The 13055-nt window shown below is 65.6% G+C and carries 14 protein-coding genes; 10 read left to right on the top strand and 4 right to left on the bottom strand.

The features are described from left to right. The 4 genes from dmpH to B3M58_RS10585 form a co-directional block, all read left to right on the top strand. Window positions 1–764 (top strand): 2-oxo-3-hexenedioate decarboxylase (gene dmpH / locus B3M58_RS10600; protein WP_296218985.1); only part of this gene is annotated, 764 nt, incomplete at its 5' end. A gap of 53 nt (window positions 765–817) precedes the next feature. Next, window positions 818–1009 carry a 2-hydroxymuconate tautomerase gene (locus tag B3M58_RS10595; RefSeq protein ID WP_296218984.1) on the top strand — a complete coding sequence of 64 codons (192 nt, stop codon included), beginning with the start codon at window positions 818–820 and terminating at the stop codon, window positions 1007–1009. A 154-nt stretch (window positions 1010–1163) separates the two neighbouring features. Next, window positions 1164–1457, top strand: coding sequence for a hypothetical protein (locus B3M58_RS10590; RefSeq protein ID WP_296218982.1), 294 nt, complete (start codon window positions 1164–1166; stop codon window positions 1455–1457). 24 nt (window positions 1458–1481) lie between these two features. Then, a complete protein-coding gene (locus tag B3M58_RS10585; protein WP_296218980.1) occupies window positions 1482–2069 on the top strand; it encodes a hypothetical protein in 588 nt (195 codons plus the stop codon). Here B3M58_RS10585 and cynS read toward each other — a convergent pair. Genes cynS through B3M58_RS10565 form a run of 4 tightly spaced genes read right to left on the bottom strand, consistent with a single transcriptional unit; the run spans window position 2035 to window position 5599 of the window. Beyond that, window positions 2035–2475 carry a cyanase gene (gene cynS, locus B3M58_RS10580; protein ID WP_296218979.1) on the bottom strand — a complete coding sequence of 147 codons (441 nt, stop codon included), beginning with the start codon at window positions 2473–2475 and terminating at the stop codon, window positions 2035–2037. The two genes, B3M58_RS10585 and cynS, sit on opposite strands and share 35 nt — an antisense overlap. Next, complete coding sequence (locus B3M58_RS10575; protein WP_296218976.1) at window positions 2468–3382, bottom strand: ABC transporter ATP-binding protein; 915 nt, start codon at window positions 3380–3382, stop codon at window positions 2468–2470. The genes cynS and B3M58_RS10575 overlap by 8 nt, the downstream gene beginning before the upstream one ends. A 4-nt stretch (window positions 3383–3386) precedes the next feature. Further along, a complete protein-coding gene (gene ntrB, locus B3M58_RS10570) occupies window positions 3387–4223 on the bottom strand; it encodes a nitrate ABC transporter permease (RefSeq protein WP_296218975.1) in 837 nt (278 codons plus the stop codon). Beyond that, window positions 4223–5599: a CmpA/NrtA family ABC transporter substrate-binding protein gene (locus B3M58_RS10565; protein WP_296218973.1), complete on the bottom strand. Its 1377-nt coding sequence runs from the start codon at window positions 5597–5599 to the stop codon at window positions 4223–4225. Before B3M58_RS10565 ends, ntrB begins: the two co-directional genes overlap by 1 nt. A gap of 299 nt (window positions 5600–5898) precedes the next feature. Here B3M58_RS10565 and B3M58_RS10560 point away from each other — a divergent pair, with 299 nt between their 5' ends. The 6 genes from B3M58_RS10560 (at window position 5899) to B3M58_RS10535 (ending at window position 12937) form a co-directional block, all read left to right on the top strand. Next, window positions 5899–7806 carry a sigma 54-interacting transcriptional regulator gene (locus B3M58_RS10560; RefSeq protein WP_296218972.1) on the top strand — a complete coding sequence of 636 codons (1908 nt, stop codon included), beginning with the start codon at window positions 5899–5901 and terminating at the stop codon, window positions 7804–7806. A gap of 124 nt (window positions 7807–7930) precedes the next feature. Then, window positions 7931–8185 carry a hypothetical protein gene (locus B3M58_RS10555; RefSeq protein WP_296218970.1) on the top strand — a complete coding sequence of 85 codons (255 nt, stop codon included), beginning with the start codon at window positions 7931–7933 and terminating at the stop codon, window positions 8183–8185. A gap of 53 nt (window positions 8186–8238) precedes the next feature. Continuing rightward, window positions 8239–9084 (top strand): DUF692 domain-containing protein, encoded by an 846-nt coding sequence (locus tag B3M58_RS10550; protein ID WP_296218969.1) that lies wholly within the window; start codon window positions 8239–8241, stop codon window positions 9082–9084. Next, window positions 9075–9860 (top strand): DNA-binding domain-containing protein, encoded by a 786-nt coding sequence (locus B3M58_RS10545; protein ID WP_296218967.1) that lies wholly within the window; start codon window positions 9075–9077, stop codon window positions 9858–9860. The genes B3M58_RS10550 and B3M58_RS10545 overlap by 10 nt, the downstream gene beginning before the upstream one ends. Before the next feature lie 81 nt (window positions 9861–9941). After that, on the top strand, window positions 9942–11126 hold the full coding sequence (cfaB, locus tag B3M58_RS10540) for a C17 cyclopropane fatty acid synthase CfaB (RefSeq protein WP_296218966.1): 1185 nt from the start codon (window positions 9942–9944) through the stop codon (window positions 11124–11126). A gap of 56 nt (window positions 11127–11182) precedes the next feature. Continuing rightward, a complete protein-coding gene (locus tag B3M58_RS10535; RefSeq protein WP_296218965.1) occupies window positions 11183–12937 on the top strand; it encodes a sensor histidine kinase in 1755 nt (584 codons plus the stop codon). Window positions 12938–13055 lie beyond the last annotated feature (118 nt).

The raw sequence follows: 13055 nt of genomic DNA, 5'->3' as shown, positions 1-13055 counted from the left end.
TGGCCCTGGCCGAGCACATCGAACACGCCGAGCTGCATGCGCATGACATCAGCAAGGTGACCAACGATTACCCGGACATGACCTTCGCCGATGCCTACGACGTGCAGTGGGAAATCCGCCGGCGCAAGGAGGCCCGCGGCAACAAAATCGTTGGCCTGAAGATGGGCCTGACCTCCTGGGCGAAGATGGCGCAGATGGGCGTGGAAACGCCGATCTACGGCTTCCTCGCCGACTACTTCAGCGTCGCCGACGGCGGCGTGGTGGATTGCGCCAAACTGATCCACCCGAAGATCGAGGCGGAGATCAGCTTCGTCACCAAGGCGCCGCTGCACGGCCCGGGCTGCCATATCGGCCAGGTGCTGGCGGCCACCGACTTCGTCGTGCCGACGGTGGAAGTGATCGACTCGCGCTACGAGAACTTCAAGTTCGACCTGATCAGCGTGGTCGCCGACAACGCTTCGTCGACCCGCTTCATCACCGGTGGGCAGATGGCCAATGTCGCCGATCTCGATCTGCGCACCCTTGGCGTGGTGATGGAGAAGAACGGCGAAGTGGTGGAACTCGGCGCCGGCGCCGCGGTGCTCGGTCACCCGGCCTCCAGCGTGGCGATGCTGGCCAACCTGCTGGCCGAACGCGGCGAACATATCCCGGCGGGCAGTTTCATCATGACCGGCGGCATCACCGCGGCGGTGCCGGTGGCACCGGGCGACAACATCACCGTGCGTTACCAGGGCCTCGGCTCGGTCAGCGCGCGTTTCATCTGACCCTGTGCGGCCGGTCAGCGTGCCGGCCGCCGCTACTTGTGGAGGACGAGGCCATGCCTATCGCTCAGCTGTATATTCTTGAAGGCCGCACCGACGACCAAAAGGAAACCCTGATCCGCGAAGTCAGCGAGGCCATGTCGCGCTCGCTGGACGCCCCAATCGAGCGGGTGCGCGTGATCATCACCGAAATGCCGAAAAACCACTTCGGCATCGGTGGCGAATCGGCGAGCAAGCTCAGGCGCTAGCGTGCTTGGACGGTAATAATTAGCGTCAGCACAGGACCTAGGAGGACGCCCAGTCCTTGCTGGCGATTTTGATGGCTGTTGGTTTGACCGGTATGCGCGGCCAAGTCGTTTTTTATAGTTAGGCTTGGCAAACCGTATCGATAAGAGGCGGCCGATGATGAACGCCCATACCCCTTCCGCCCACCGCAGGCTTTCGGCCCAACCCGAGAGCGGCGCCACACACGCTCGGTTGCCGTTCGCCGCGCGTCCGCTGCTGAGCTCCGATGATCTGGACGAGGCCCAGGCGCAGCTCAATAACCATATCGAGGAGCGCCGCCTGCAACCCTGTGGGCGCGGCGACACGCATATCCGTTTTACCCTGCAAGCCTTGCCGCAGCTGAAATTATTCGGCGCCGGCTTCGGGCGTAAGGTGCACGTCAGCTCCTCCTGCGCCCACTGGGCGCCATAGTCGATGTAGGAGCCCTTGCGGCCCATGTTGTCCAGGCTGTTTTCGAACTGCTCGGCGATCCATTGGCGTTTTTTCGTACGCACCGATGGGCCGGATGGCCAACTGGCCGACTTCGAAATCCAGTACACCTTCGGCATCGAGCCGCTGCAGCAGCACCTGGTGGCGTTCGCCGACGGCCGTCTGCAAGCGCTGTCCATTGCCTGGGACAGCCGTCCGGCGATGCGTTGGTTCCACCTCTATCCGGGTGAGCAGGTCGGTCATCGGGATGAACTGCACTGGACCCGGCCGGCGCAGAACTGCAACTCGGCGAGCGGCGTGGCACCGACTGGCGCCTGGAGCAGGCATTGCAGCGCAATCCGTTCGACCATGATCTGCTGTGGGCTGCGGCCAGCTATAGCCTCAAGCATCGCCGGCTCTCAGCCGCCCGGGGTTATGCCGAACGTCTGCTGGACATCAGCCCACAGTCCGCCCAGGTACAAGCGTTGCTGCAACGGGCAACAGAGCGGTGAAGCCCCGGGGGGCGGTTCAGTCATGAAAAATTCCCGGCATCCAGCCGGGCTTTTCTATGTGCGCCGCTTTACCAGCTGCGATACGGCAGGAACTTGCCGTTGAGCACGATCTGTACGCGGTCGCCTTTCGGGTCGGCGACGCGGCTGATGTCCATGCTGAAGTCGATGGCGCTCATGATGCCGTCGCCGAACTCTTCATGGATCAGCGCTTTGATGGTGTCGCCGTAGACGTTGATCATCTCGTAGAAACGGTAGATCAGCGGGTCGGTCGGGACAGCCTTGTCCCAGTGCTTGTGCGGGAACGCCTGCAACGCCTGGCTGACTTCGGCCGGCAGCTGCAGCACCTCGCACAGCTTGTCGGCGCTGGCCGCGGGCATGCTGTTCATGCCCAGGCAGGCCGAGGTGGTCCACACCGGCGACATGCCGAGTTTGTCGGCGAGCGCGGCCCAGCTCAGGTCGAGGCGGCCCTTGGCGGCGAGGATGGCGGTTTGCATGCTGGCTTTATCCATGACTGGACTCCTTGGAAAGGGTGGCGGGTGAGGGTTTGCCCTGGTGCAGCGCGTCGAGCGCCAGGCTCAGGGCCGGGTTGATTTCGGCGGGGAAACCATCGTCTTCCGGCGCCGTGCCTTGCAGGGCCTTGGAGCGGTTGACGAGGAAATCCACCAGGTGGTTGCGGATCTTGTAGAAGGCCGGGTGGTGGATGATCTGGTCACGTTTGCGCGGGCGTGGCAGGTCGATGCGTACCGCTTCGGCGATGCGCGCCTGGGGGCCGTTGGTCATCAGCAGGATGCGGTCGGCCAGGAGGATCGCTTCGTCGACGTCGTGGGTGATCATGAACACGGTCTGCTGGGTTTCGCCCCAGACCTTGATCAGCTCGTCCTGGATCACCCCGCGGGTCAGTGCATCCAGTGCGCCGAACGGCTCGTCGAGCAGCAGCAACTGCGGCTGGGTGGCGAAGGCGCGGGCGATGCTCACGCGCTGGCGCATGCCGCCGGAGAGCTGGGACGGCTTGCGTGCCTCCGAGCCTTGCAGGCCGACCATGTGCAGGTAGTCGAGGCTGTGCTGGCGGATCTTCTCGCGGTGCCACTGCGGGAAGCGCGCACGGACGCCGAAGATCACGTTGTCCAGGGCGCTGAGCCAGGGCATCAGGCTGTAGTTCTGGAACACCACGCCGCGCTCCAGGCTCGGCCCGGCGATTTCCTTGCCGGCCATGATCAGCGCGCCGTCACTGACCTCGTCGAGGCCGGCGAGGGCGTTGAGGATGGTCGATTTGCCGCAGCCGGAGTGGCCGATGATGCAGACGAACTCGCCTTTTTCGATGCCGAAGTTGACCTTTTCGAACACCGTCAGCGGGGTGTCGCCGGGTTGCGCGAAGCGCTTGGCCAACTGGCGGGCTTCAACAAAATAGCGGGACATGGGCTTATTCCTGGTAGCTGACGAGGCGCGCGACGGCGCCAAGCATGAGGTCGAGGAGCATGCCGACCAGGCCGATCATGACGATGGAGAAGATCACGCTGGCGAGGTCGAGGTTGTTCCACTCGTTCCACACGTAGTAGCCAATGCCGGTGCCGCCGACGAGCATCTCGGCGGCGACGATCACCAGCCAGGCGATGCCCACCGAGATGCGCATGCCGGTGAGGATGGTCGGCAGCGCGGCCGGCAGAATTACCGTCAGGGCGGTGCGCAGCGCGCTCAGTTGGTGGGTGCGGGCGACGTTGATCCAGTCCTTGCGCACCCCGGCGACGCCGAAGGCGGTGTTGAGCAGCATCGGCCAGATCGAGCAGATGAAGATCACGAAGATCGCCGAGGCCTCCGAGTCCTGGATGATGAACAGCGCCAGGGGCATCCAGGCCAGCGGCGAGATCGGCCGCAGGATCTGGATGAACGGGTTGAGCGCGCGGTACATCAGCGGCGACATGCCGATCACGAAGCCGATCGGAATCGCCACCAGGGCGGCCAGGAAGTAGCCGGTGAGCACCCGGTACAGCGAGTGCGCGAGCTGGATGCCGATGCCTTTGTCGTTGGGCCCGGCGTCGTAGAACGGCTGACTCAGTTCGTTGCGTGCATGGGCGAAGATCGCCGAGGGCGGCGGCACTCGCGCCTCCTGGCTGGTGGCGCCCATCAGTTGCGCGTATTCGTCGTCCGCGGTGCTGGCGGTGCTGACCGGGGGCTGGCAAACAATCTCCCAGAGCCCGAGCAGCACCACCAGGATCAGCGTCGAGAGCACCCCGGCGCGCAGGTTGGCTGAGGCGATCATCATGTTCTCCGGATGCTGAAGCTGTTGAGGTAACCCTCGGGGTCTGCCGGGGTGAAGGGTTTGCCCATCACGCTGAAGCTCTTGTAGGTGTCGCTCGGTACGTCCATGCCCAGTTCGCGCATGACCTTGCCGGCGTCGGCGGCGAGGTAGACCTGCTCGGCGATGGCGCGGTAATCGACGTCGCCTTTCAGGTAACCCCAGCGCTTCATCTGGGTGAGAATCCACACCGCCATCGAGTGCCAGGGGAAGGGGTCGAAGTCGATCCGGTCCGGCTCGTCGCGCACATTGCCCAGGCCGTCGGCGAAGCGCCCGCTGAGCACCTGCTGGATCACCTGCACCGGCTGGTTGAGGTAGTTGCGCGGGGCGATGGCCTCGGCAATCGCCACGCGGTTCTCGGCTTGCGAGGAGTAGTGCGTGGCATCGATCAGCGCGCGCAGCAACGCGCCGTAGGTATTGGGATGCTGGGTGGCGAATGCCTGGCTACAGGCAAAGGCGCAGCACGGGTGGCCGGGCCACAGGTCCTTGGTCAGCACATGGATAAAGCCGACCTTCTCCCACACCGCGCGCTGGTTGAACGGGTCCGGCGAGAGGAAGCCGTCGATGTTGCCAGCGCGCAGGTTGGCGACCATCTCCGGTGGCGGAATCACCCGGATCTGGATGTCCTGATCCGGGTCGAGGCCGTGCTCGGCGACGTAGTAACGCAGCAGGAAGTTGTGCATCGAGTAGTCGAACGGCACGCCGAAGCGCATGCCTTTCCACTGCTTGGGGTCGCGCTTGTCGAGGTGCTGGTTGGCCAGGACGATGGCCTGGCCGTTGATGTTCTCGATCGCCGGCATGATGAACGGCGACTGCGTCGAGCCCAGGCCCAGGCTCATCGCCAGGGGCATCGGCGTGAGCATGTGCGAGGCGTCGTATTCGCCGGCCAGCGACTTGTCGCGGGCCACCGCCCAGCCGGCGGTTTTCACCGTGGTGACGTCGAGGCCGTATTTCTTATAGAAGCCCATCGGCTCGGCCATGATGATCGGCGTGGCGCAGGTGATGGGCACGAAACCGATATTCAGCTTGGTCTTTTCCAGTGGCCCGAGGCTGTCCTTGACCGCTGCCTTGATCGCCTCCATTGGCACGATGCTGGCCAGGATCGCCGCCAGAGTGCCGCCGCCGAGCATGCCCATGAAGCTGCGCCGCGACACTTCGCTGTGGCCGAACAGGCCGCGCACGATGGCGCTTTCGATCGCCCGGTCGAGCATCGCCTCCTGGTCCAGCGCTGGGTTGGTCGGGCGGGCGCTGGTCTTGGGTTGGCAGGTGGCGCAACTGCAGGCGCCGCTGTGGTTCAGGTTGCTGTCGGGGCTGAACGGGTCGCCCAGGCTGTTGCTCATCACGGCACTCCTTCTCGGTGTGGCGAGGCCGGTGCACCCCAGTGGGTCGCCCGCCTGCAAAATGCCCCGCGCTGATACGCAGCGGCTGTTGCCAAGGACTAGAGCAGGAGCTGTGCCAGGTACCGTGATAATTATTTAACACGATGATTTTATTGATATTTATGTTTTTAGATAACACCCGTTAAGTACTACGAAATATCGTGTTTAACGTGATTTCGTAGTGCGCCACTGCAAAAACTCGTAGTTGGCATAGCGCTTGAAGGTCTTTGTCACGACCTTCGCCCTGGTGAGCACCGCGCATGTCCGATTTCACGCTGGCCGACCGCCTGCTGCACGATTTGCACAGCGCTTGTCTGCTGCTCGACCCGTATGCCGACCGCCTGCTGTTCGCCAACCCTGCGGCCGCGCGCTTGCTCGGCTGGCCGCTAGAGGAACTGCTACAGCAGCGCGCCAGCCGACTGTGGCGGCATGCCTTGGGCGAACTGCTGGTGTTCAGCGAAGAGGCACTGCAACGCGGTCAGGCCTGGAGCAACGAGTTGGGCATCAGTGGCGCGCAGGACGGCGTGCTGGCGCTGGAGCTGAGTGCCAGCCGGGTCGCGGGCGAACAGGGGCCGCTGCTCGGTTTGTTGCTGCACCAACGCCAGCAGCTCGACGGCTTGCGTGGCCTGGCCGAGGCGCAGCGTTACCAGCGTCAGGGCCTGGTGCAGTGGCAGGGCGTCGAACGGGTGTTCCGCGAGATCGAACGGGAGAACCAGTTGATTCTCGGCGCCGCTGGCGAGGGCATCTACGGGGTCAACCGCGACGGCGTGACCACCTTCGTCAACCCGGCGGCGGAGCGCTTGCTCGGCTGGCAGGCGCACGACCTGATCGGCCACAAGATCCACGACCTGATACACCACCAGCATGCCGACGGCAGTCAGTACCACGGTCGCCATTGCCCGATTTACGCGGCCTTTCGCGACGGCGAGGTGCACCAGGTCGATGACGAGGTGTTCTGGTGCAAGGACGGCAGCGCCATTCCGGTGGCCTACACCAGCACGCCGCTGCGCGACAACGGCGAGCTGATCGGCGCGGTGGTGGTGTTCCGCGACATCAGCGAGCGCAAGCAGGCCGAGCAGCGCCTGCGCCAGGCGCTGGCCGAGGTGCAGGAATTACAGCAGCGCCTGGAGCTGGAAAACGCCTACCTGCAAGAGGAAATTCGCGGCGAGTTCGCCCACCACAGCCTGGTGGGGCGCAGCGAGGCGATTCAGCAGATCGTCCGGCAGATCGAGCTGGTCGCGCCGACCAGCGCCAACGTGCTGATCACCGGCGAATCCGGCACCGGCAAGGAGCTGATTGCCCGTGCCCTGCACGACAGCAGCGCGCGCCGGCAGCGCCCGCTGATCCGGGTGAACTGCGCGGCGGTGCCGCGCGAGCTGTTCGAGAGCGAGTTCTTCGGCCATGCCAAGGGCGCGTTTACCGGCGCCCTGAGCGAGCGGGTCGGGCGCTTCGAGCTGGCCGACGGCGGCACGCTGTTCCTCGACGAGGTGGCGGAAATTCCCCTGGAGCTGCAAAGCAAGCTGCTGCGCGTCTTGCAGGAGCAGCAGTTCGAGCGGGTCGGCGAGAACCACACACGGCAGGTCAGCGTGCGGGTGATCGCGGCGACCAACCGCGACCTGCGCCAGGCGGTGCGCGACGGCAGTTTCCGCGAGGATCTGTACTTTCGCCTGAACGTCTTCCCGGTCGAGTCGGTGCCGCTGCGCCAGCGCTTGGACGATGTGCCGCTGCTGGCCCAGCACTTCATCGGCCGTGCCTGCCGCACGCTCAACCGCGCCGAGCCGAGCCTGCGCCTGGCGGATATCCAGCGCCTGCAGGCCTACCCCTGGCCGGGCAATATCCGCGAGCTGGAAAACGTCATCGAGCGCGCGGTGATCATCTCCGCCGGCGGCCGCCTGCGCATCGACCTGCCCGGCGGTGGCGGGACGGTGGCCCTGTCGCCGGGCAGTGAACCGCTGGAAGAGAGCGCCGGGATTTTCACCGACAACCAGCAGCGCCAGCGCGAGCGCAGCAACCTGCTGGCCGCCCTGCGCGCCTGCCACGGCAAGGTCTTCGGCCGCGACGGTGCGGCCAGTCTGCTGGGGGTCAAGCCGACCACCCTGCGTTCGCGTCTGGAGCGCTTCGGCATTGAGCCGCGACGCTTTCGGCAACCGCGTGGCGAGTCGCCGTGAGCCAGGCGGGCAACTATTTTTCAGCAGGCCTGTAACGCCGTTGCGCGACCTCGCTCTAGTGCTATGCCCGGATTGAACACACCGTGCTCGACCGGCTCACCTAGACGACCCCGAGGATACTCGCATGACTACCAAGACTACCGCTGCTGGCGCTGCCCTGGCTTTCGCCGCTGCTACCCTGTTCGCCGGCATGACCAGCACCGTTGTCGTGGCTGAAGAAGCCAAGGTGCATTGCTACGGCGTCACCTCCTGCAAAGGCCAGAACGACTGCAAAACCGCGGAAAACAGCTGCAAGGGCCAAGGTTCCTGCAAAGGTCATGGCTTCAAGTCGATGACCCTGGCCGAGTGCAACGCGGCCAAAGGCACCGTTGGCGAATAAGTGAACCGGGGCGGCCGTTCACCGGCCGCCCCGCATCACCCTAGGAACCTGCCATGAGTGACGCGCGTTACAGCCTGGGTTTTGGCCTGGGGCTGCGCAGTACCTACTACCAGAGCATTCTCGAACAACGGCCGGCGATCGACTGGTTCGAGATCGTCTCGGAAAATTACCTGGTCGAGGGCGGCAAGGCCCTCTACTACCTGGACGCCATCGGCGAACACTACCCGCTGGTGATGCATGGCGTGTCGTTGTCGATCGGCGGTCCGCATGAGCTGGACCGCGACTACCTGCGCCGTCTCAAGCAGTTGGCCGCGCGGGTGCAGCCGGCGTGGATCTCCGACCACCTGTGCTGGAGCCGCGGCAACGCCCACCAACTGCACGACCTGCTGCCGCTGCCCTACACCGAAGAAAGCCTGCAACACGTGGCCGCGCGAGTGCGCCAGGTGCAGGACGTGATCGAGCGGCCGCTGGTGCTGGAGAACGTCTCCAGTTACCTGCGCAGCGCCGACGATCAGTTCAGCGAATGGCAATTTCTCGCCGCGCTCAGCGAACTCAGCGGCTGCGAGCTGCTGCTCGACGTCAACAACGTCTACGTCAGCGCGCGCAACCACGGCTTCGAGCCCTGGGAGTTCATCAGCGGCCTGCCGGCGCAACGGGTGCGCCAACTGCACCTGGCCGGGCACAGCGATTACGGCAGCTACCTGATCGACACCCACGATCAGCCGGTCAGCGACCCGGTCTGGCAGCTGTATCAACGCACCCTGCGCCACCTCGGGCCGGTGGCGACCCTGCTCGAACGCGACGACCATTACCCGCCGCTGGCCGAGCTGCTGGCCGAACTGGACAAAGCCCGCGCCTGCGCCGCCGCCGCTTTGCAAGGAGGCCCGGCATGCGCCTGAACGACTGGCAGCGCGAGGTCGAGGCCTATTTGCTCGGCGCCGAGCCGGCGCCCAATCCGGCGTTGCGCGCCAGCCTGCTCGGCAGCCCGGGGCTGGCGGTCGAACAAGGCCTGGCGATCTACCACAACGCCTACCGCGCGCGCCTGCTCGAAGCCCTGCGTGGCGATTACCCGGCGCTGCATGGCTGGCTGGGCGACGAGGAGTTCGACGCCCTGGGTGGCGCCTATATCGCCGCGCACCCGTCGCGGCACTACAGCCTGCGCTGGTTGGGCGATGCCCTGGGCAGCTTTATCGACGCTTACCTGGTGCCCGCACAAGCCGCGCCGCTCAGCGAGTTGGCGCAGTTGGAATGGGCGTTCACCCTGGCCTTCGATGCGCCCGCCGGCGAGCCGTTGCGCCTGGAGCAGATGGCGGGCCTGGCGGCCGAGGCGTGGCCGACCCTGCAGATACGCCTGCTGCCCAGCGTGCAATGGCAGGTGTGCCGGCATAACAGCCTGGCGATCTGGCGCGCACACAAGGAGCAGGGCGCCTTCCCGGGCAGCCAGCCGCTGGCGCAGGAGGAAGTCTGCCTGATCTGGCGCGACCAGTTGATCAGCCGCTATCGCAGCCTGACCCCGGACGAAGCCCAGGGCCTGCGCGGCATGGCGCTGGATGGCTGGAACTTCGCCGAGCTCTGCGCGCAGCTCAGCGAGTTGGGCGACAACGCCGCGCAACAAGCCGTGACCTGGCTGCGCCAGTGGCTAAGCGACGGGATCGTGCAGCGGCATGGCGGATAGCCAGCGTCGAGGGAACCGAGAGCCGGATAGGCGGGTCATTTGAACTAACCTTTCAGTGATTGTTGAAAGGTGGAGGTGCCTATGCTCGCCTATCTGCCGCCAGCGCTGCGCGACCTGCAACTGCCCTTGCGGGTGCGCCTGTGGGATGGCAAACAACTCGACCTCGGCCCGCAGCCGCGGGTCACCCTGGTGGTCAAAGACCCCAGCCTGGTGGCGCAACTGGCGTCCCCGAGCCTGGACGCCCTGGGCGGCGCCTACGTCGAAGGGCGCCTGGAGCTGGAAGGGCCGATCCGCGAGGTGATTGCGGTCGGCGATGCGCTCAGCCAGGCGCTGCTGGGCGACGATGACAACGCCGAGCTGCCGCGCCGCGCCCACGACAAAGCCACCGACGCCGCGGCCATCAGCTACCACTACGACCTCTCCAACGCCTTCTACGCCCTCTGGCTGGACCGCGAGATGGTCTATTCCTGCGCCTACTTCGAAACCGGTACGGAAGACCTCGAGCAGGCCCAGCAGGCCAAGTTGCGCCACCTGTGCCGCAAGTTGCGGCTGCAACCGGGCGAGCGCTTGCTGGATGTCGGCTGCGGTTGGGGTGGGTTGGCGCGGTTTGCCGTGCGCGAATTCGGCGTCGAGGTGTTCGGCATCACCCTCAGCCGCGCTCAGCTCGAGCTGGCGCGCCAGCGGGTCGAGGCGGCGGGGTTGCAAGGCCAGGTGCAGCTCGAACTGCTCGACTATCGCGACCTGCCGCAGGACGCGCGTTTCGACAAAGTGGTCAGCGTCGGCATGTTCGAGCATGTCGGCCACGCCAACCTGCCGCTGTATTGCCAGCGCCTGTTCGGCGCGGTGAAACGCGGCGGGCTGGTGATGAACCACGGCATCACCGCGAAGAGCACCGACGGTCGCTCGGTCGGGCGCGGTGCCGGCGAATTCATCGACCGTTACGTGTTCCCGCATGGCGAGCTGCCGCACCTGGCGACCATGACCGCGCAACTCAGCGAGGCTGGGCTGGAAGTGCTCGATGTGGAAAACCTGCGCCTGCATTACGCGCGCACCCTGGAGCTCTGGAGTGCGCGCCTGGAGGCGCAGTTACCCGAGGCCGGGCAACAGGTGCCGGAACAGGTCTTGCGCATCTGGCGCCTGTACCTGGCCGGTTGCGCCTACGGCTTTGCCCGTGGCTGGATGAGCCTGCACCAGATCCTTGCGGTGAAACCGCAGGAAGACGGCAGCCATGCGCTGCCCTGGACGCGTGCCGACCTGTACCGCTGAGCCCGCCCTACGCGGGCTTTGTTACCATGCCGGAATTGCCTTGAGCCGAGCCGTGCATGCCTGCATTCCTTCAGCGATACCGTGTCGCCCTGATCGTCTTGCCGATCCTCCTCGGCTTGCTCGTCAGCATGTGGCTGGCCGGGCGTTACGCCGAGCAGCGGGTCTGGCTGGAGCGCAGCGGCGAGGCGCGCGGGCAGTTGCAGTTGTACGCGCAGTCGATCCACACCCTGGTCGAACGCTTCCGCTCGGTGCCCGAGGTGCTGGCGCTGGACAGCGATATCAAGTCGCTGCTGCGAGCGCCGGACGACCGCCTGCTGCGCGACAAGCTCAATCGTCGCCTGGAGCAGCTCAACACGGCGGCCGGCTCCAATGTGCTGTACCTGCTCGACCGCCGCGGCGAGACCCTGGTGGCCAGCAACTGGCGCGACTGGAGCAGTTTCGTCGGCAACAATTACGCCTTCCGCCCGTATTTTCAGGATGCCCGGCGCCAGTCCGCCGGGCGCTATTTCGCGGTCGGGGTGACCACCGGGATTCCCGGTTACTTCCTCTCCCACGTGGTGCGCGACGACGATGGCACGGTACTCGGCGTGCTGGTGGTCAAGCTCGAACTGGAAGACTTGCAGCGCGAATGGGCCGGTCAGGCCGGGGTGCTGCTGGTCGCCGACAGTTATTCCGTGGTGATCCTCAGCAACCGTCCGGCCTGGCGTTTCCGCGCCCTCAGCGAACTCAGCGCGCAGGCCCGCGACGAGTTGGTCGAGGTGCGCAAATACGCCGAACAGGCGCTCAAGCCGCTGCCCAGTGAGCTGCGCCGGCACATCGACAGCGATGCCGAGTGGCGCCGCGTCGATGGCCCGGATGGGCGCCGCGATTACCTCTGGCAACGCCTGCCGCTGCCGGATGAGGGCTGGACCCTGCACCTGCTGGTCGAGCCGCACACCCTGGTCGAGAGCGTGCGCAGTTACCGCCTGGCCGCTGCCGGGGTGTGGATGACCCTGGCCTTCCTGTTGCTGTTCCTCGCCCAGCGGCGCAAGACGCAACGCCTGCAAACCGGCATTCGCGAACGCCTGGAGCGCGAAGTGACGCTGCGCACCAGCGAGCTGCGCGCGGCCCAGGAAGGCCTGGTGCACGCGGCGAAGATGGCCGCCCTGGGGCAGATGTCGGCGGCCATGGCGCATGAAATCAATCAACCGCTGACCGCCATGCAGATGCAGTTGGGCAGCTTGCGCCTGCTCCTCGACAATGGCCGCCAGGCCGATGCCCGCGAGGGTTTGCAGCGTATCGACGCGCTGTTGCAGCGCATGGCCGGGCTCACCAGCCACCTGAAAACCTTTGCCAGCAAAAGCCCGGCCGGGCTCAGCGAACGGCTGCGCCTGGGCGATATGCTGGAGCAAGCGCTGCAACTGCTGGCGCCACGAATGCGCAGCGAACAGGTGGAGTTACGCAGTGAAATAGAGGCGAGCGCGCAGGTATTGGGCGATGCGATCCGCCTTGAGCAAGTGCTTCTCAACCTGCTGCACAACGCCTTGGATGCGATGAAGGATGCCGAGCCGCGCGTGCTCAGCATCCTGATCCAGCGCCAGGGCGAGTGCTGCGTGCTCCGCGTGGCGGACAGCGGCGCGGGCATCGCCGCCGAACACCTGGGCAGCGTGTTCGAACCGTTCTTCACCACCAAGCCGGTGGGTCAGGGCCTGGGCCTGGGCTTGGCGGTGTCCTATGGCATCGTCCGTGAACTGGGCGGCAGCCTGGAGGCGGCCAACGGCGAGTCGGGCGCGGTATTTACCCTCAAACTGCCAGCGGCGCCGAATCCGTGACAACTCGTAGGAGGGGTTAGCGGTGCCGGACGTTGTGCTGGACTCTACTCACGAAGATTGGGCGCCGCGTAACCCATCAGCTCGTATTCCGCTTGGCCATCGCTGGTGGGTCACCCGC

It is taken from the genome of Pseudomonas sp. UBA2684 (assembly GCA_002354655.1).
Classification (GTDB): domain Bacteria; phylum Pseudomonadota; class Gammaproteobacteria; order Pseudomonadales; family Pseudomonadaceae; genus Aquipseudomonas.
The sequence above is the reverse complement of the archived record's forward strand: the minus strand, read 5'-3'. Positions and strand labels throughout refer to the sequence as shown.